At 62.8% G+C, this 17,429-nt stretch carries 18 protein-coding genes; 9 read left to right on the forward strand and 9 right to left on the reverse strand.

The window, feature by feature from the left end; all coding sequences use genetic code 11:
* Positions 1–148: 148 nt before the first annotated feature.
* On the reverse strand, positions 149–436 hold the full coding sequence (locus AB6802_RS11350; RefSeq protein WP_371010190.1) for a DUF3175 domain-containing protein: 288 nt from the start codon (positions 434–436) through the stop codon (positions 149–151).
* Between the two features lie 220 nt (positions 437–656).
* On the opposite strand from AB6802_RS11350, the gene AB6802_RS11355 reads away from it, so the two are divergent.
* From AB6802_RS11355 to AB6802_RS11385, 7 genes are all read left to right on the forward strand, one after another.
* Complete coding sequence (locus tag AB6802_RS11355; protein WP_371010466.1) at positions 657–1,829, forward strand: MFS transporter; 1,173 nt, start codon at positions 657–659, stop codon at positions 1,827–1,829.
* A gap of 137 nt (positions 1,830–1,966) precedes the next feature.
* Complete coding sequence (locus tag AB6802_RS11360; RefSeq protein WP_371010467.1) at positions 1,967–2,995, forward strand: LacI family DNA-binding transcriptional regulator; 1,029 nt, start codon at positions 1,967–1,969, stop codon at positions 2,993–2,995.
* Positions 2,996–3,296: 301 nt separating this feature from the next.
* The gene (locus AB6802_RS11365) at positions 3,297–4,424 is read left to right on the forward strand and encodes a sugar ABC transporter substrate-binding protein (RefSeq protein ID WP_371010191.1); all 1,128 of its coding nucleotides are present in this window, start codon (positions 3,297–3,299) and stop codon (positions 4,422–4,424) included.
* A 78-nt stretch (positions 4,425–4,502) separates the two neighbouring features.
* Positions 4,503–6,050: a sugar ABC transporter ATP-binding protein gene (locus AB6802_RS11370; protein WP_371010192.1), complete on the forward strand. Its 1,548-nt coding sequence runs from the start codon at positions 4,503–4,505 to the stop codon at positions 6,048–6,050.
* Positions 6,047–7,027: an ABC transporter permease gene (locus tag AB6802_RS11375; RefSeq protein ID WP_371010193.1), complete on the forward strand. Its 981-nt coding sequence runs from the start codon at positions 6,047–6,049 to the stop codon at positions 7,025–7,027. The genes AB6802_RS11370 and AB6802_RS11375 overlap by 4 nt, the downstream gene beginning before the upstream one ends.
* A gap of 14 nt (positions 7,028–7,041) precedes the next feature.
* Positions 7,042–8,028 (forward strand): ABC transporter permease, encoded by a 987-nt coding sequence (locus tag AB6802_RS11380; protein ID WP_371010468.1) that lies wholly within the window; start codon positions 7,042–7,044, stop codon positions 8,026–8,028.
* Positions 8,029–8,108: 80 nt separating this feature from the next.
* A complete protein-coding gene (locus AB6802_RS11385; protein ID WP_371010469.1) occupies positions 8,109–8,573 on the forward strand; it encodes a gluconokinase in 465 nt (154 codons plus the stop codon).
* A 9-nt stretch (positions 8,574–8,582) separates the two neighbouring features.
* Here the strand turns inward: AB6802_RS11385 and AB6802_RS11390 are convergent, their stop codons facing one another.
* From AB6802_RS11390 to AB6802_RS11400, 3 genes are all read right to left on the reverse strand, one after another.
* Positions 8,583–9,728, reverse strand: a complete 1,146-nt coding sequence (locus AB6802_RS11390) for a hypothetical protein (RefSeq protein WP_371010194.1) — start codon at positions 9,726–9,728, stop codon at positions 8,583–8,585.
* A gap of 140 nt (positions 9,729–9,868) precedes the next feature.
* Entirely contained in the window at positions 9,869–10,318 is a 450-nt protein-coding gene (locus AB6802_RS11395) for an Rrf2 family transcriptional regulator (RefSeq protein WP_140821031.1), read from the reverse strand.
* A 249-nt stretch (positions 10,319–10,567) separates the two neighbouring features.
* Complete coding sequence (locus tag AB6802_RS11400; RefSeq protein WP_371010195.1) at positions 10,568–11,554, reverse strand: sulfate ABC transporter substrate-binding protein; 987 nt, start codon at positions 11,552–11,554, stop codon at positions 10,568–10,570.
* Between the two features lie 235 nt (positions 11,555–11,789).
* On the opposite strand from AB6802_RS11400, the gene AB6802_RS11405 reads away from it, so the two are divergent.
* Both AB6802_RS11405 and AB6802_RS11410 read left to right on the forward strand, forming a co-directional pair.
* Positions 11,790–12,062, forward strand: coding sequence for an antitoxin (locus AB6802_RS11405; RefSeq protein ID WP_371010196.1), 273 nt, complete (start codon positions 11,790–11,792; stop codon positions 12,060–12,062).
* Positions 12,062–12,460, forward strand: a complete 399-nt coding sequence (locus AB6802_RS11410) for a type II toxin-antitoxin system VapC family toxin (protein ID WP_371010197.1) — start codon at positions 12,062–12,064, stop codon at positions 12,458–12,460. Before AB6802_RS11405 ends, AB6802_RS11410 begins: the two co-directional genes overlap by 1 nt.
* 47 nt (positions 12,461–12,507) lie before the next feature.
* Here AB6802_RS11410 and AB6802_RS11415 read toward each other — a convergent pair whose 3' ends face one another.
* The 5 genes from AB6802_RS11415 to AB6802_RS11435 form a co-directional block, all read right to left on the reverse strand.
* Complete coding sequence (locus AB6802_RS11415; RefSeq protein WP_371010198.1) at positions 12,508–13,548, reverse strand: sulfate/molybdate ABC transporter ATP-binding protein; 1,041 nt, start codon at positions 13,546–13,548, stop codon at positions 12,508–12,510.
* Between the two features lie 128 nt (positions 13,549–13,676).
* On the reverse strand, positions 13,677–14,561 hold the full coding sequence (gene cysW / locus AB6802_RS11420) for a sulfate ABC transporter permease subunit CysW (RefSeq protein WP_371010199.1): 885 nt from the start codon (positions 14,559–14,561) through the stop codon (positions 13,677–13,679).
* Positions 14,554–15,405, reverse strand: coding sequence for a sulfate ABC transporter permease subunit CysT (gene cysT, locus AB6802_RS11425; RefSeq protein WP_371010200.1), 852 nt, complete (start codon positions 15,403–15,405; stop codon positions 14,554–14,556). Before cysT ends, cysW begins: the two co-directional genes overlap by 8 nt.
* 22 nt (positions 15,406–15,427) lie before the next feature.
* Positions 15,428–16,456, reverse strand: coding sequence for a sulfate ABC transporter substrate-binding protein (locus tag AB6802_RS11430; protein WP_371010201.1), 1,029 nt, complete (start codon positions 16,454–16,456; stop codon positions 15,428–15,430).
* A 271-nt stretch (positions 16,457–16,727) separates the two neighbouring features.
* Positions 16,728–17,417 carry a M15 family metallopeptidase gene (locus tag AB6802_RS11435; RefSeq protein WP_371010202.1) on the reverse strand — a complete coding sequence of 230 codons (690 nt, stop codon included), beginning with the start codon at positions 17,415–17,417 and terminating at the stop codon, positions 16,728–16,730.
* Positions 17,418–17,429: the final 12 nt, after the last annotated feature.

Genomic DNA, 17,429 nt, shown 5'->3' on the forward strand with positions numbered 1-17,429 from the left:
TTCAGGCGAGGCCGGCCTGCGAATGGCGGCCTCCTGCGCTTCCGGTGCTCGCGTACCTCAAATACGCTTCGCTCCGGTTCTCGGAAGCCACCATTCTCGGCTCGGTCTGACCTGAATCTCAACAGACCTTCATGCTTTAGCGACATTTTTAATCCTGCTTCTCGCGGCCGAAAGCGACGCGCAGTTCGTCCTTGGCCTTTTCCAGCACTTTTTTGCGCTCTTCGGGCAAATTCTTGCCGGCGCGGTTGATGTAGAAATTCAACATCGACATCGCGGACTGGAACGGCTCGGCCTTGCGGCGGTCACTGTGCTCGGCCGAGCGCTTGAGCGAGGCGGCGATCTTTTTGGCATCGTCGGATTCAAATACATGGTCCTCGAGATCGAGCGCGTCGCTGTGCTCGGTCACGTCGGCTGACCATTTCTTCGTGGCGGTCATGGCGAAACTCCTTTCTCGAGGCACAACTCCACCGGATGAGGCCGGTTCCAGCTTCTGGAGTCACGGATTTGGCGGCCGTGGCGCTGCTCGGTGCTGCAAATGAGCCGATAGTGGGACGAGAACCCGCCAAGCTTCGAGAACAGCGGGACGGGAAACGCCTTTGACGACGGTACCTGCAAATACGGCAAACAGCCCTGGCATCGACAGCGGCTATGCCTGGATGCGGCTCGCCATTTCGGTGCTGCTCGCCACCATCGGCTGTGTCGGAAGTTGGGCGGTGGTCGTGGTGCTGCCCGCCGTCCAGGCCGAATTCGGCGTCGATCGCGCTGCCGCCTCGATGCCATTTACGGCCACCATGGTGGGCTTCGCCGCCGGCAATGTCCTGATCGGCCGCTTCGTCGACCGTCTTGGCTACCGGATCCCGGCGCTGGTTTCTTCCGCGCTGCTCGCCGCCGGCTTTCTGCTCGCGGCGCTGTCGCATTCGATCCTGCAGTTCACCCTTATCCAAGGCGTTCTGATCGGTGTCGGCACGGCTGCGATCTTCGGACCGCTGATTGCCGATATCTCCCACTGGTTCAACCGGCGGCGCGGTGTCGCCATGACGGCCGCTGCGTCCGGCAATTATCTGGCCGGCGCGGCCTGGCCGACGGTCATGCCTTATCTGATCCAGGGTCATGGCTGGCGTTTCACCTATGCGGCAATCGGCATCTTCTGCCTGGTGACCATGGTTCCGCTGGTGCTGATGCTGCGGCGCGGGGCGCCAAGGCAGATGGCCCCCGGCTCGTCCGGCAGCCGGGCGGTTCAACCGATCTCGCTGTCACCGCGGGCGTTGCAGGTGCTGCTGATCATTGCCGGCCTTGGCTGCTGTGTGGCGATGTCGATGCCGCAGGTCCATATCGTCGCTTATTGCATGGACCTTGGTTACGGCGTGGCGCATGGCGCCGACATGCTGTCGATCATGATGGCGGCTGGTGTGGTCAGCCGGCTTGGCTCAGGTTTCATCGCCGACCGTATCGGCGGCGTGAAGACGCTGCTGATCGGCTCGGCACTGCAATGCCTGTCGTTGTTTTTCTACATTCCCTTCAATGGGCTCGCCTCGCTCTATGTCGTGTCGCTGGTGTTCGGGCTGTCACAGGGCGGCATCGTGCCTTGCTATGCGATCATCATCCGTGAATACATGCCCGCCAAGGAAGCCGGACAGCGAATCGGCACCGTCTTGATGGCAACGATCTTCGGCATGGCCATCGGCGGCTGGATGTCGGGCTGGATCTACGACCTTACCGGTTCCTATGCCGCCGCGTTCCTCAACGGCATTGCCTGGAACCTGGTCAATGTGGTGGCTATCGGGCTGTTGCTGTGGAAAGCTAACCGAAGCGCCGCCGCGTTTGCCTGACACGCTTTGCGGGCACCGGCGGTCTTGACAATAGCGGGTGCATGCCCGACCCCAGGCGGGCAGAGCTTGGGTTGCGCGATGACACAGACGACGATCTTCATTCCGCTGCCATCTATTCGAGCCTTGGCGACACGTCGGTGACCAGGCCGCGCTCCCGGCGTGGCGGCGGCCGCCCGACCATTGCCGATGTGGCGCGCAAGGCCGGCGTCGGCGCCATCACTGTATCGCGTGCCTTGCGCGAGCCCGGCCGGGTGTCGGAAGATTTGCGGCGGCAGATACAGGCCGCGGTCGAAGAGCTGGGCTATGTGCCCGACCCCAATGCGCGTGCGCTGGCCTCGGCGCGCGCCGAGGTCTTCGGCGTGCTGGTGCCGTCGCTCACTAACAATGTCTTCGCCGAAGTGGTGCGTGGCATCTATGACAGCCTGTCCGACAGCCCGTTTCGCATCCAGCTCGGCAACACGCATTACTCCGGCCTCGAGGAAGAGCGGCTGCTTCAGGTCTTCGGATCGCAGCGGCCGGCAGCGCTGATCGTGGCCGGCATCGACCAGACGCCAACCTCGCGAAGATTGCTGGAGAACGCCGGCTGCCCGGTGGTGCAGGTCATGGAGACAGGGCCCGATCCCATCGATATGATGGTCGGCTTCTCGCATCTCGACGGCGGCAGGACAGCGACCGAGCATCTGATCGAAGCCGGATATCGTCGCATCGGCTTCATCGGCGCACGCATGGACCCGCGCTCGCAACGGCGTCTGGCCGGTTACCGCGCGGCGATGGAGAAGGCCGGCCTGTTCGACCCGCGGCTCATCACCACCACGCCGGTGCCGTCCAGTGTGTCGCTTGGCCGCGAACTGTTTCGCGATGCTCTGGCCAAGGTGCCGACGCTCGACGGCGTCTTCTGCAACAATGACGATATCGCGATCGGCGTGCTGTTCGAATGCCATCGCGCCGCAATCGATGTGCCGAAGACCATCGGCATCGTCGGCTTCAACGATCTCGACATGATGCAGGTGGCTTTCCCCTCGATCACCAGCATCCGCACCTACCGCTATGAGATCGGCCGGCGCGCTGTCGCCATGGCGCTGGCGGCGATCGCCGGCGACAGGCCGGAACAGCGGATCGTCGATCTCGGCTTCGAGCTCAAGCGCCGCGAGAGCACGGCGCGCTGAGTACCTTAGAGTTCGCTTAAATGAGGCTTTACAGGCTTCCTTGGTAGCGCTACCATCCGCTATTCGCGGAAACTCACAATAAGACCAGTTCTGTTTATTATACATAAGCGACAGGATTCTCCTTGTTTATTATGGATAATATGATAGCTTTTTTAGTCACTTGAGGGAGCGACAGGGAGAGGATCAGGTCGGCGTTGACCGCCTGGAAACCGCAGTGAGCCAAGGCAGGAGGTGCTTGGGCAAACGCGTCGATTGTGCAGTAGCCAACAACAAATCAGAACTGCAAATGGGAGGAATATCGATGATCAAGTCACTCGTTGGTGGCATCGTTGCCGCCACTGCATTCGTTATGCTGAGCTCGTCGGCGATTGCCGCAGGCCCTGAAATCGTGAAAGGCCCGGCTGCCGAGCCTGATTGCTTCGCACCGTGGGCCGCGGACACGCAGTTCTTCAAGTTCCCCAAAAAGGCCGGTCCATACCGCATCGCGCTCGCCAACGGGTATATCGCCAACACTTGGCGCATCCAGATGGTGCAGACCGCGAAGGCCTACGCGGCGCAGAAGGACGTCGCCGCCAAGCTGAAGGAATTCAAGGTGGTCTCGACCGGCGAAGACGTACCGGCGCAGATTTCGGCGATCAACAACTTCATCGATTCCGGCTATGACGCAATCGTCGTCAACGCACAGAACCCGACCGCCTTTGGGCCGGTCATCAAGCGCGCCAAGGAAGCCGGCGTCGTGCTGGTTGCCTTCGACAACATTCTCGACACCAAGGATGCCATCAACGTCAATGTCGACCAGAAAGGCCTTGGCGAGCTGTGGGGCAAATGGCTGGTCTCGCATGTGCCGAACGGCGGCAAGGTGCTCGAGGTGCGCGGCGTTGCCGGCACCTCCGTCGATACGGACCGTCATGCCGGCATCCACGAGGTGCTCGATGGTTCCGGCAAGAAGTGGGCTGTCACCGAGGTGGTCGGCAAATGGGACGACGGCGTTGCCCAGAAAGCGACGGCCGACGCGATTGCCACCAATGGGCCCTTCGACGGCATCACCGGGCAGGGCGGCGACACCGGCATCGTGCAGGCGATGATGGATGCCAAGCATCCTTTCGTGCCATTCGGCGGCGAGACGGAGAATGGCTTCCGCAAATTCTGCGCGGCTCATGCAGGCGACGGGTTGAAATGCTCGTCGGCCGGCACGGGCCCAGCGCAGGTGGCGGTTGCCATCAAGACGGCGATCGCCGCACTTGAAGGCAACGTCGTCCCGCAGTCGGTCAAGCTGCCGCTGGCGATCGTCGAAGATCCGAACTTCAAGGCCGGTCAGGATTTCTTCCCCGACCAGTCCGACAATTTCTTCGTCGGCAATTCCTTCCCGACCTGCGGCATCAATTTCACCGCCCAGGAAATCATGGGTCAGACCAAGGCTGACCAGTAGGTCGAGCATCCGGTGCCGTGGGATCTCCGCGGCACCGATCACCTGATATTCTGCCATCAAGGTGCCTCGGGAGGGCCGATGGACGGTGCGGTTCCGCTCTTCCAGATGGAAGGCATATCCAAGCGCTATGGTGGCGTGCGAGCGCTGGAGAAGGCTGAGCTTTCGGTCACATCCGGCAGCATCCACGCCATCCTTGGCGAAAATGGCGCCGGCAAATCGACGTTGATCAAGGTGATGGCGGGCGTCGTTGCGGCCGACGAAGGCCGCATGATGCTGGACGGGCGGGAGGTGACTTTCGCTTCGCCCGGTGCGGCCAACAAGGCCGGCATCGTCTGCATCTTCCAAGAACTGTCGCTGGTTCCCGAACTCAGCGTCGCCGACAATATCGTCATTTCCGATCCGCCCAAACGCTTCGGCATGATCGACCGCAAGGCGCAGCGCCGTATCGCCGAGGAGGCGCTGGCGCGCGCGGGAGCCGCCGATATCCATCCGCTGGCATTGGTCAAGGACTTGCCCTTGTCGCGCCGGCAGATGGTCGAGATCGCCAAGGCGCTCGCCAGAAAGCCACGCATCCTCATCCTCGACGAGGCGACGTCCGCGCTCACCGCGACGGATGTCTCGAACATTTTTGGCGTGCTGAAGCGGTTGCGCTCGGAAGGACTGGCGCTGCTCTACATCTCACACCGCATGAACGAGATCGCGGAACTCGCCGATCAGTGCACGGTGTTCCGCAATGGCCGCAACGTCGCCAGCTACAAGGCCGGCTCGAAGAGCGACAATGAGGTGGTCGAATTGATGATCGGCCGCGAATACAGCCACATCTTTCCGCCCAAACCGTCGGCCGTGCCAGCTACAGCCTCACCGAGGCTCGAAGCCCGCAAGCTCTCCTGGACGGACCGGCTGGACAACATCTCGCTGACCGTCAGGGCAGGCGAGGTGGTTGGCCTCGGCGGACTCGACGGCCAGGGCCAGCGCGAATTGCTGCTCGCCTTCTTCGGCGTGCTGCGCGGCCTGTCTGGTCAGATCCTGATCGATGGCAAGCCGGTTGCCATTGCCAGTCCCGCTGCTGCGCGGCAAGACGGCGTCGGCATGGCGCTGATCCCGGAAGACCGCAAGACCGAAGGGCTGATGCTGCCGATGACGGTGCGCGAGAACCTGTCTTTCGCCGCGCTCGACCGGCTGTCCAGGGGCGGCATCATCGACCGGGCCGCCGAGCAGCGGCTGATCGACGATATGGTCGGCCTTTTGGCGATCAAGACCGCCGGGCTCGACATCCCGGTCGGGGCGCTGTCGGGCGGCAACCAGCAGAAGGTGGTGATCGCCAAATGGTTGATGCGCCAGCCGCGCATCATCCTCCTCAACGATCCGACGCGCGGCATCGATGTCGGCACCAAGCAGGAGCTCTACCAGCTTATGCGCAAGCTGGCGGATGCCGGAGCGGCAATCCTGTTCTACTCGACCGATTATGACGAGCTGATCGGCTGCTGCGACCGGGTGCTTGTGCTCTATGACGGGGCGGTCAAGCGCGAACTGGTCGGCGCCGAGATCACCGAACGGGCGCTGATCGCCAGCGCGCTCAACATTGATGGCAAGGAGAGCCCGGTGGGCCTGGGAGCAAGTGCGTGAAGGATTGGCGCTACTGGCTTGCCGAACAGCGCGGAACGCTGCTCGCGCTCGGCATCTTCATCGTCATGTTCGTCATCTACACATCGAACCATCCGGCCGGCTTCACCGCCAATGTCGTGCAGACGGCGGCGAACAAGGGTGTGCTGCTTGCGTTCGTCGCCATGGCGCAGACACTGGTGGTGATCACCGCCGGCATCGACCTGTCGGTCGGCATGATTTTTCTCCTCACCAACTGCCTGGCCTCCTGGCTGGTGATGGGCACGCCGATGCAGACCACGCTCGGTGTCATCGCCGTGCTGGCAGTCGGTCTTCTCTGCGGCGCTATCAACGGCGCCATCGTCATCTATGGAAGGCTGCAGCCGATCGTCGCCACCATCGCCACCGGGGCCGTCTATTACGGCATCGGTCTTTTGCTGCGGCCGTTCCCGGGCGGTTCGGTCAATGAGGACCTGGCCGATGCGCTGACCGGCCGCGTCTTCGATGTGGTGCCGGCGAGCCTCGTCGTGCTGCTCGCCATCGTGCTGGTGATCTGGGTGCCGTTCAGTCGCTCGGTGCTTGGCCGGGCTGCCTACGCGGCGGGGTCGTCGGAGACGGCGGCCTATATGTCCGGCGTGCCGATAAGGCGCGGCAAGTTCGCCGCCTACACGCTGGCCGGGCTGCTGGCCGCGATCGGCGGGCTGTTCTTGACCTTCTTCACCTATACGGGCGACGCGGCCTATGCCAGTGGCAACGCCTACACGCTGTTCTCGATCGCTGCCGTGGTGCTGGGCGGCGTCTCGCTGTTCGGCGGCAAGGGCAGCGCCATCGGTGCCATCTTCGGCGCGCTCGCCTTCCGCACTATCGGCGATTTGTTGTTCGTGTTCGATTTCGATCCGCTCTGGCAGCCGCTGTTCCAGGGCGTTATCCTGCTGATCGCGGTCAGCCTCGGCGCCTTCGCCCTGTTTCGGGTCCGCAACCGGCTGGAGTGGTTCCTGTGAGCGAAACGACGCCGATGGTTAGGAAGAGCGACGGCGGCATTGCCGGCCGCATGCCGAAATTCATCCGCCGCGCCGATCCGGCGGTGCTGACGGCATTCGCCTGTATCGTGCTGCTGCTGTTCCTCGGCAGCCTCTATTCGCGCAGCTTCCTGTCGCCTGAATATCTGCTGCAGCAGCTCAAGGTGGCCTCGTTCCTCGGCGTCATCGCCACCGGCATGATGCTGGTCGTCCTGCTCGGTCAGATCGACCTGTCGGTGCCGTGGTCGGTAGCCGCAGGCGCGATGATGGCCTGCGCGGCGGCCGCCTACGGTCCGGCCGGGGTGGTGTTGGCTATCCCGTTCGGCATCTTCTGCGGCGTCCTGATCGGCATCGTCAACGGCATCGGCGTCGCCTATCTGCGCATTCCCTCGATGATCATCACGCTCGCAACCAACGCCGTCGCGCAAGGGTTGATGGTGGTCTATACCGGCGGCTTCTCGCCACAGGATTCAGCGACCCGCGCCATGCGCTACCTCGCCACGGGCTTTACCATTCCGGGAGTGCCCAACGCGGTCATCATCTGGGCTGTCATCGGTGCAGCGATGGTGTTCGTGCTGACCCGCACCGGCTTTGGCCGTACCGTCTATGGCATCGGCAACCGCGAGCGCGCCGCCTATCTGTCCGGCATCGACACGCGCCGCGTGGTGATGATCGCCTTTGCCGTCTCCGGCGGGTTGTCCGCTTTCGGTGGTGTGCTTCTGGCCGGCTATGCGTCCAAGGCGGCACAGTCGATGGGCGATGCCTATCTCTTGCCGTCGATCGCCGCCGTCGTGCTCGGCGGCACGTCGATCCTCGGCGGGCGCGGCTCCTATCTCGGCACGGTGGCGGGCGTGGTCCTGATCACGCTCTTACAGTCCATCCTCTCGGTCATGCAGATGCCGGAGGCGGGGCGGCAGATCATCTATGGCGTCGTCATCGTCGCCATGCTTCTGCTTTATGGCCGTGCGCCGGCGAGCCGCTGACCGTGGATGATGATGAGAAAGCAGCGCTGCCATTGAAGGCTGGCGTCAACAATATTGCCGCGGTGTCGGCCATTGTGGTCATGGGGGTGGCCGGTTCCGGCAAGACGGCCGTTGGCGAAGCGCTGGCCAAGGCGGTCGGGGCAATCTACGTCGAGGGCGACAGGCTGCATCCGCCGGAAAACGTGGCGCGCATGGCGCGCGGCGAGGCGCTGACGGATGAACTGCGCGAGGGCTGGCTCGACGCCATAGGCGAGCGTATCGCCGCCGCTGTCACGGACCGCCGCAAGGTGGTTGTGGCTTGCTCGGCCTTGAAGCGCAGCTATCGCGACCGGTTGCGTGGTTTTTTCCCGGGTATCGTCTTCCTCTATTTGAGGGTCGACCGCGCGATCGCCTGGCGGCGCGTCAACAACCGCAGGGGCCACTTCATGCCGGCAAGCCTGGTCGACAGCCAGTTCGCCACGCTGGAAGAACCTGCCGACGATGAGCGGGCGGTGACAGTCGACGGAACGCGCCCGGTGGCGGAGATTGTGAAAGAGCTCAGTTAGGACTTGCTTTCAGGCGCCTTCGTCGCCGATCGCGGCTTCCGTTGGCCGCTCGGTCAGCCGGGCAGCGCTGGACCAGACCATCATCTGGCCCGGACAGAGCTTGATCGTTTCGAGCATGTGGTCGCGCTTCGACAGAATGTAGCCTGCCTGAAGGGCGAGGTTCTTTGCCGTTTTATCCAGCCCGGCCGATGCGGCCGCCTTGGGACCGGAACCGAGCTCGCGCACGATCGCCCGATAGTCGCGAAACGGGACCGTCTCCAGCGTCGCCATATGGAACAGCGCGGCACCCGCGCGCGAGGCGAAGTTTGCCGGCGCCGAGGCGAGGTGGGTCCAGCCCTGCTCGCCAAAAGCGGCTTCGGCGAAGGTGGAGCCGGCATAGACGGTGTTAGTCATAAGCACCACGCCATTCTCCTTGAGAACCTTCTGGATGCGTATCGTCACCTGGTAGGCGTCGGAGCGCTCGAAGACGATCCGGCTTTTCAGGAAGCGGTTCTCGACCTTGACCAAAGGCGGGTTGATGACATGGAGACCGAACTTGCTCGGCGTAAAACCATGGAACTCGGCGCTCACTTGATGGCCTTCGATGCCCGCCTCGTGAAGGGCGCGCTTGCCCATGATGGTCTGCGCCGTGAACTGATCGCACCAGACGATGGCGCCGCGCCCGCGCCGCAAGGCCTCGCGCAGGCTTTCGAGGCCTTCCAACCGGATGGTCGGCGACCAGCGGCGTCCGGGAACAAGGTGCGCGGCGAGCGTCAGCCGTCGGCGGTGAATGGCGGCGAGTTCTTCCGCGAACATGCTTTGCGTGTCGACGGTATCGCCAAGCACCGCCCTGACCGCGGCGTCGTAACGGGGGTATTCCTTGCGGAAATGGCGCTTGCGCCGGACCCTCGATACCCAGCCGCAGATCGCCTCCCAAAAGGAGACGGGCAGCACCGCGGCGACCGCGAGATAGAAGCAGGCCAGCACGATCTCGCGCAGATCCCGATTGGAAAAGCTACGCAATTTGCCGGGGCGGACCAGCTTGCGGCTGAAGAAGCGGACCGCCTCGTCGCGCTCCGGCACTGGGACATCGGCAATGACCTCGGTGCGAAAGATATCGCTGGACGATGGCTGACGGTTGGCCTTGCGTGAATTGCCGAGCCAAGGCAGCCTCATGCGTCAGACCCCCGTTCCATCCCTAAATGGAGCATGATCTTGTCCGAGAACCGGTTCCCACTTTTCAGGATCATGCTGCGCCGATTTACTGCGTCCAAGGCGGACAAGCAACCAAGGGCGGAGCGGGTCAGTGCGGGGGCTTAAATCTGCGACGTCAGTTCGGCCGGGAAATCGTCGTTATCGGCGTCACGCATGGCGGCGAGGCTGCGATTGTCGAGCACCTCGGCGATCGCCTGGCGCACTTCCAGCATCATATGGCGAACCTGGCAGGTGGCCTCGTCGCAATCCTCGCAGCGCTGATACTGCGTACGGCTGGCGCAAGGGATCGGCGCCAGCGGTCCGTCGAGCACACGCACGACATGGCCGATCTTGATCTCGGCCGCCGGCCGGGCGAGGCGATAGCCGCCTTCCTTGCCCTTGCGGCTCTGCACGAAGCCGGCATTGCGCAACTCGCCGAGGATGGCATCCAGGAATTTCTTCGGGATGTTGTTGGCGACAGCGATGTCGTTGACGAATGCAAGCTGGCCAGCCGGCAGGCTGGAAAGATGCACGAGGGCCTTGAGGCCGTATTTGCCTTTTTTGGTCAGCATGCCCGAGTCAGTTCATCAAACCCCAATGCGCCTGCATCTGGCGGTTGTTTGTGTGCAAATCATGACAGGTTGGCCCCCGAACAGCCTTTGGCCCAATGATTTGCCAGTCACCATAGGCACAAACGCGTTGATTCTTCGTAACGTTTTTCACATTGGCGGTCGCGCTGTCCCCAGCAAAGCGTTGTCATCCCGGCCATAAAGAAAGCCGGCAAACGCCGGCTTCCTGCTCTTCCTGATTGTGAAGCTTTTTCAGCGACTGCCGTAAGCCTGATCGAGCAGTCCGCCGGCGGCGAAATGCTCCTTCTGCACCTTGTCCCAGCCGCCGAAGACCTCTTCGACCGTCAACAGCCGAACGTCCGGGAAGTCCGCCTTGTGCTTGGCGGCCACCGCGGCGTCGCGGACCCGCAAACCGTTGCTGGCGGCAACGTCCTGGCCTTCGGGCGTGTAGAGGAAGTCCAGGTAGCTCTTGGCGAGATCGCGGCTGCCGTGCTGGTCGACGACCTTGTCGACGATCGCCACCGGGAACTCGGCCAACAGGCTGACCGAGGGCGTGACCTGCTCGAATTTATCGGCGCCATATTCCTTGCGGATGCCGCGCGTCTCGGATTCGAACGTGATCAGCACGTCGCCGATCTCGCGCTGCACGAAGGTGGTGGTGGCGGCGCGGCCGCCGGTGTCGAAGATCGGCACGTTGTTGAACAGCTTGGTGACGAACTCCTTGACCTTGGCGTCGTCGCCCTTGAAGACCTCCTTGGCGTAAGCGGTTGCAGCCAGGTAGGTATAGCGCGCATTTCCGGAAGTCTTCGGGTTGGGGAAGATCACCTGCACGTCGTCGCGCACCAGATCGTTCCAGTCCTTGATGTGCTTCGGATTGCCCGCGCGGACAAGAAACGAAGGCAAGGAATAGAAGGGCGAGGCGTTGTCTGGAAAATCTTTCTGCCAATCGGCCGAAACCAGGCCCTTCTTGACCAGGAAGTCGACGTCGGTGACCTGGTTGAAGGTGACGACATCGGCGGCGAGACCCTCGGCGATGGCGCGCGCCTGCGCCGAGGTGCCGGCATGCGACTGGTCGATGGTGACGCCGGGATGCTTGGCAATGAAGGCCTTGTTGACGTCGACGAACAATTCGCGGCCGACGTCGTAAGAGGCGTTCAACAGCTTGTCGGCCGACCAGGCTTGGGAGGATGCGAGGACGAGACCGGCAATGGCTGCGAGGCCAAGCAAAAATCGCTTCATGAAAATAGGCTCCGGATGAAAATACGCTGATCTCGACAAGATAGCCGCAACCGCCGTGTGCGACGAGATATGGCCGGAAGCTGGGCGGTGTCTGAGCGAGAAAAGATTTCGCCAAAGCCACCAGTTGTCAGAATTTCCTTCCAGAGGCGGTCGCACGTCGGCCGGAAGTGCAAGCAAAAGATTGCAGTGCGAGACCATTTGGCATATACAAATGGCATATGCAACGGAGGTAACGATGCGCCAAGACCGCCCCGCGACGCCGCCGCCGAAGGAAGCGAAGCTGTTTCGCAACAATCGCAGTCAGGCGGTGCGCATTCCTGTGGAATTCGAGCTCCCCGGGGATAAGGTTCTGATCAGCCGGGACGGCGAGCGTCTCATCATCGAACCTGTTCGGAAACCCGGTCTTGTCGCGTTGCTCGCCCAATGGGCGAAAGAGCCGCCGCTTGGCCCAGAGGACGACTTTCCCGAGATCGACGATGCGCCCGTCAAGCCCGAGGATATATTTTGATGCGCTTCATGTTGGATACCAATGTCATCAGCGACATCATCCGAAATCCGGCCGGCAAGGCCGCCAGTGTGGTGGCGCGCGAAGGAGACGGCGCCGTGTGCACCAGCATCGTGGTCGCGTCGGAACTGCGCTATGGTTGTGCCCGGAAGGGGTCGGCAAAGCTGCTCGCGAAGGTCGAGGAACTGCTGGCGGAGATTCCCGTCCTACCCCTCGATGTGCCTGTGGACGCCGAATATGGCGCACTTCGAGCAGACCTGGAAGCCAGAGGTCAGATCATTGGCCACAATGACCTTTTCATTGCCGCGCATGCCTGCACGCTGGGCACAACATTGGTGACGGCTAACATCGGAGAGTTTAGCCGGATCAAAGCTTTGAAGGTCGAGAACTGGCTGGAGTAGGGTTCAGGGCAGGTCATCGTTTTTCAGGAACGATAAGCCGCTGTATCTCAGCCCGCCGGAAAAAGCTTCCAGCGCCGCGGCCTGAAGGCGACGCGGCTCTTCTGCGCGGCGGGGTGGTCTACCGGCAGTTCGATCTCGACGCGTTGCCGTTCGCCGCCGATCTCGAGTTCCACCCGTCTGGTGCCGGCGACGCGGCGGCTCGCCGCGACCGTGCCGGCGATGCAGCCGCTGCAGCCGTCGAGCAGGTCGACGTCGTGCGGGCGGAAATAGAGAACTGCTTCGCCGGTCTGCGCATGCGGCGCCTGCAGGCCGATCGGCCGGTCGGCGATCCAGACTTCGCCATTCTCGACCTTGACCGGCAGCGAACTCGACTCGCCGATGAAGGAGTAGACGAAGGGCGAGTTCGGCGTGTCGTAGATGTCATCGGCGGTGCCGACCTGCTCGATGCGGCCCTGGCTCATGACCACGACACGGTCGGCAAGCTCCAGCGCTTCCTCCTGGTCATGGGTGACGAAGACGGTGGTGTGGCCGGTGCGGTCATGGATCTCGCGCAGCCAGCGGCGCAGCTCGCGGCGCACCTGCGCGTCGAGCGCGCCGAACGGCTCGTCGAGCAGCAGCACCTTGGGCTCGATCGCCATGGCGCGGGCAAGCGCCACGCGCTGGCGCTGGCCGCCGGAGAGCTGCGCCGGGTAACGCTTTTCCAGTCCCGACAACTGAACGAGATCGAGCAGTTCCGAGGCGCGCCGGCGTATCTCCTGCGCCGGCGGGCGCGCCGCGCCGTGACGGACCTTGAGGCCGAAGCCGATGTTGTCGGCCACCGTCATGTGGCGGAACAGCGCGTAATGCTGGAAGACAAAGCCGACATTGCGCTCCTGGATCGACCTTTGCGAGGCGTCGTCCTCGCCGAAGAAGATGGCGCCCTTGGTCGGCCGCTCCAGCCCGGCGATCAGGCGCAGCAACGTCGTCTTGCCCGAGCCGGAGGGTCCAAGCAGGGCGATGAGCTCGCCGGACTTGATGTCCAGCGAAACGTCGTGCAGGGCCGGGAACCGGTCAAACTCCTTGCGCACGTTGACAACGCGAACTTCCATAAACGTCCCTTTTTCAGTGGATGCATGTCGTTATCCCAAAACCGCTACACACTTTTGGGCGACATGCACTTCTTTGTTTCATGCATGTCGTTGCCCCAAAACCGGCCTCCACTTTTGGGCGACATGCATCAATGTCCGCGTGTCGCGGCGATCTCGGCGCCGTAGCGCATCTCGAGAAGTGTTTTCAAGACCAGTGTCACCAGCGCCAGGCCGGCAAGCAGCGAAGCCACAGCGAAAGCGCCGACGGCGTTGTATTCGTTGTAGAGGATCTCGACATGCAGCGGCATGGTGTTGGTGAGGCCGCGAATATGGCCCGACACCACGGAGACGGCGCCGAACTCGCCCATGGCGCGCGCGTTGCAGAGCAGCACGCCGTAGAGCAGCCCCCATTTGATGTTGGGCAGCGTCACATACCAGAAGGCCTGCCAGCCGTTGGCGCCGAGCGAGAGCGCCGCTTCCTCATCGCCATTGCCCTGTTCCTGCATCAGCGGGATCAGTTCGCGGGCGACGAAGGGGAAAGTCACGAAGACGGTGGCCAGCACAATGCCCGGCACGGCAAACAGGATCTGGATGCCATGCGCCTGCAGCCATCCGCCCAGCAGCCCCTGCGCGCCGAACAGCAGCACATAGACCAGGCCGGAAATGACCGGCGAGACCGAGAAAGGCAGGTCGATCAGCGTCGTCAGGAAAGCCTTGCCCTTGAATTCGAACTTGGCGATCGCCCAGGCAGCCGAAAGGCCGAAAACGAGGTTGAGCGGCACCGCGATCGCCGCCACCAGCAAAGTGAGCCGGATGGCGGAGCGCGTGTCGGCATCGCTTAGCGATGCGAAATAGGCGCCGACGCCTTTGGCAAAAGCTTCCCGGAAAACGACGATCAGCGGCAACAGCAGGAAGACGGCGAGAAAGGCCAGCGTCAGGATCGTCAGCGTGATCCGGACGGGGCGGCTCTCCGTGACCGCGGCCGATCGGCTCTCGTGGTGCGGCTCGTAGGATTTGATCTCGGGGTCAGCCATAGCGCTTGCGGCTCCATGTCTGCGCGAGATTGATCACCAGGAGCATGGCAAAGGACAATGCCAGCATGATCGCCGCGATCGCGGTCGCGGCCGGGTAGTTGTACTCCTCGAGCCGGATGACGATCAGCAGCGGGGCGATCTCCGACTTGTAGGGAAGATTGCCGGCGATGAAGATGACCGAGCCATATTCACCGACGCCGCGCGCGAAGGCGAGCGAGAAGCCGGTGATGATGGCGGGCGCCAGTCCAGGGAACAGCACGCGGGTGATGATCTGAAAGCGGCTGGCGCCGAGCGTCGCTGCCGCTTCCTCGACCTCCTTGTCGATCTCTTCCATGATCGGCTGCACGGTGCGCACGACGAAAGGCAGGCCGATGAAGACCAGCGCCACGACGATGCCGAGCGGCGTATAGGCGACCTTGATGCCGAGTGGCGCGAGCAGATGGCCGATCCAGCCATTCGGCGCGTAAAGCGTGGTGAGCGCGATGCCGGCGACCGCGGTTGGCAAAGCGAAGGGCAGGTCGACCATGGCATCGACGACGCGGCGGCCCGGAAAGCGGTAGCGCACCAGCACCCAGGCCACCAGCGTGCCGAAGACGACGTTCACGGCAGCGGCGAGGAAGGCCGTGCCGAAGCTGATCTCGAGTGCCTTGACGGTGCGCGGATCGCCTGCGAGAGCCCAGAAATCGGCCCAGCCAAGGGCTGCCGATCGCCAGATCAGCCCGGAGAGGGGAATGAGGATGATGAGGGTGAGGTAGGCAAGCGAGAAGCCGAACGTCAGTCCGAAACCCGGAATGACACTCGGCTGTCTGAATCGCCACCCTGCCTTAGCGGGTGCTGTGGTCATATCGTCCTGATCTAGATCTGGCTCACTGGGCCGGCTTGTAGATCTGGTCGAATATACCACCGTCGCCGAAATGGTAAGGCTGTGCCTTCTTCCAGCCGCCAAAAAGCGGATCGTCGATGGAGATCAGCTTGATGTCAGGCGTCTTGGGCAGATCCTCCGCCGCCACCAGCTCCGGCTTGGCCGGGCGATAGTGGTTCTTGGCGATGATCGTCTGGCCTTCCTTGGAGTAGAGCCAGCCGAGATAAGCTTCGGCCACCTTGCGCGTGCCCTTGGCGTCGACATTGGCATCGACGATCGCCACTGGCGGCTCAGCCAGGATCGAGGTCGGCGGGTAGACGATGTCGAAATTGTCCGCGCCGAATTCGTCGAGCGCCAGATAGGCATCATTTTCCCAACCGATCAGCACGTCGCCGAGACCCTTCTGCGCGAAGGTCACGGTCGCTCCGCGCGCACCGCTGTCGAGCACGGGGGCGTTGGCGTAAAGCTTGCCGACGAATTCCTTGTTCTTGGCCTCGTCGCCGCCGTCATGGGCGTTGGCATAGGCCCAGGCCGCCAGATAGTTCCAGCGTGCGCCGCCGGAGGTCTTCGGGTTAGGCGTGATCACCTGCACACCGTCCTTCACCAGGTCACCCCAGTCGTGAATGCCCTTGGGGTTGCCCTTGCGCACCAGGAAGATGATGGTCGAGGTGTAAGGCGCTGAATTGTTTTCGAATTTCTTGCGCCAGTCGGGATCGATCTTCTTCGATTTTGAAACGATGGCGTTGATATCGCCTTCGAGCGCCAGCGTCACCACGTCGGCATTGAGGCCGTCGATCACCGCGCGGGCCTGCGCGCCGGAGCCGCCATGCGATTGCTGGATGGTGACCGTCTCGCCGGTCTCGGCCTTCCAGTGCGCGGCAAACGCTTCGTCGTAGGCCTTGTAGAGCTCGCGTGTCGGATCGTAGGACACGTTGAGAATTGTCGTATCGGCGAACGCGAAACCGAGCGTGCCGAACTGGACAGATGTGGCGACCAGCGCGCCGAGCAGTTTCCTGAAATGAGGTTTGGTCATTTCTGCCTCCGTTGAACCCGCGCCAAATCTAGCGAATTGATAGAAATTAGATGCACCGATTGTTGCCTTTTTCGCCTCCTGGAAGCAATTTTTCGCCGGACGAAGGGCAAACGAGGAAATAACTTCCTCAATGCGCGAAGCGGCACTCGGGGCCTAACTAGGACCGGTCCAGGTCGAGGCAAGGCGACGGCTTGGAGCGGTGAACCGCCCTCGCTCTTTGTTCTCGCGCAATTCCGGACCGAAAACCGCGGCCCACTTTTCGTGGAATTGCTTAGTTCGCCGTCACCGGAAAATCGAAGCGCTGTTTTGGGAAAGGCTCCTTGGTCAGCGTGAAGTGCCACCATTCGCGCGCGTAGTTGCGGAAGCCGGCGGCACGCATGGCGGCCAGCAGCATTTTGCGGTTTGCGGCTGCCTCGGCGCCGATCAGGGCGCTGGCGGTTTCGCTTTTCGGATCGAAGCAGTCGAAGCCGGTGCCGAAATCGAGCGTGCCGCCGTCCGGCGCGCCGCAGGCCGGATGGGCCGAGCTCTTCTTGTCTGTTTCGGCGATGGCGAGGTCGACGGTCGAGCCGCGCGAATGGCTGGACAGCTCGCCGATATAGCCTTCGGCAATGAGATCGCCGCGTTGGACCGTCGGATACCATTGCGGATCGGGCGGGCCGCCTTGTCTCGTCCATTTGCCCATGTCAGCGACGGCCTGCGCCGGCCGATAGCAGTCGAAGACGACCAGCGTCAGGCCTTTGGCGGTCATCGCTTTCTGGACGGTCGACAGTGCCTTGGCCGCCTGCCTGGTCAGGATGCAGACAGGGGCGTCATAGCCGTCAGCTTTGCGGTGCAGGAAGTTTTCAAGGCCGGCATAACGGATGTCCTGGCGGATGGAGGGATCGACATCGGCCAGCCTGACGAAACCGGCGGGCAGGGGGGCGGCGTGGGCCGGGGAGGAGATTGTGGGTAGGAGAGCCAATGTTGCGAGGAA

Source organism: Mesorhizobium sp. RCC_202, from assembly GCF_041355295.1.
Taxonomy (GTDB): Bacteria; Pseudomonadota; Alphaproteobacteria; order Rhizobiales; family Rhizobiaceae; genus Mesorhizobium.

Excerpts from the sequence above, each read along its gene's own strand:
- AB6802_RS11350 (WP_371010190.1), bottom strand. The coding sequence starts at position 436 with ATGACCGCCACGAAGAAATGGTCAGCCGACGTGACCGAGCACAGCGAC.
- AB6802_RS11355 (WP_371010466.1), top strand. The coding sequence starts at position 657 with ATGCGGCTCGCCATTTCGGTGCTGCTCGCCACCATCGGCTGTGTCGGA.
- AB6802_RS11365 (WP_371010191.1), top strand. The coding sequence starts at position 3,297 with ATGATCAAGTCACTCGTTGGTGGCATCGTTGCCGCCACTGCATTCGTT.
- AB6802_RS11370 (WP_371010192.1), top strand. The coding sequence starts at position 4,503 with ATGGACGGTGCGGTTCCGCTCTTCCAGATGGAAGGCATATCCAAGCGC.
- AB6802_RS11380 (WP_371010468.1), top strand. The coding sequence starts at position 7,042 with ATGGTTAGGAAGAGCGACGGCGGCATTGCCGGCCGCATGCCGAAATTC.
- AB6802_RS11385 (WP_371010469.1), top strand. The coding sequence starts at position 8,109 with ATGGGGGTGGCCGGTTCCGGCAAGACGGCCGTTGGCGAAGCGCTGGCC.
- AB6802_RS11390 (WP_371010194.1), bottom strand. The coding sequence starts at position 9,728 with ATGAGGCTGCCTTGGCTCGGCAATTCACGCAAGGCCAACCGTCAGCCA.
- AB6802_RS11395 (WP_140821031.1), bottom strand. The coding sequence starts at position 10,318 with ATGCTGACCAAAAAAGGCAAATACGGCCTCAAGGCCCTCGTGCATCTT.
- AB6802_RS11400 (WP_371010195.1), bottom strand. The coding sequence starts at position 11,554 with ATGAAGCGATTTTTGCTTGGCCTCGCAGCCATTGCCGGTCTCGTCCTC.
- AB6802_RS11405 (WP_371010196.1), top strand. The coding sequence starts at position 11,790 with ATGCGCCAAGACCGCCCCGCGACGCCGCCGCCGAAGGAAGCGAAGCTG.
- AB6802_RS11410 (WP_371010197.1), top strand. The coding sequence starts at position 12,062 with ATGCGCTTCATGTTGGATACCAATGTCATCAGCGACATCATCCGAAAT.
- AB6802_RS11415 (WP_371010198.1), bottom strand. The coding sequence starts at position 13,548 with ATGGAAGTTCGCGTTGTCAACGTGCGCAAGGAGTTTGACCGGTTCCCG.
- cysW (WP_371010199.1), bottom strand. The coding sequence starts at position 14,561 with ATGGCTGACCCCGAGATCAAATCCTACGAGCCGCACCACGAGAGCCGA.
- cysT (WP_371010200.1), bottom strand. The coding sequence starts at position 15,405 with ATGACCACAGCACCCGCTAAGGCAGGGTGGCGATTCAGACAGCCGAGT.
- AB6802_RS11430 (WP_371010201.1), bottom strand. The coding sequence starts at position 16,456 with ATGACCAAACCTCATTTCAGGAAACTGCTCGGCGCGCTGGTCGCCACA.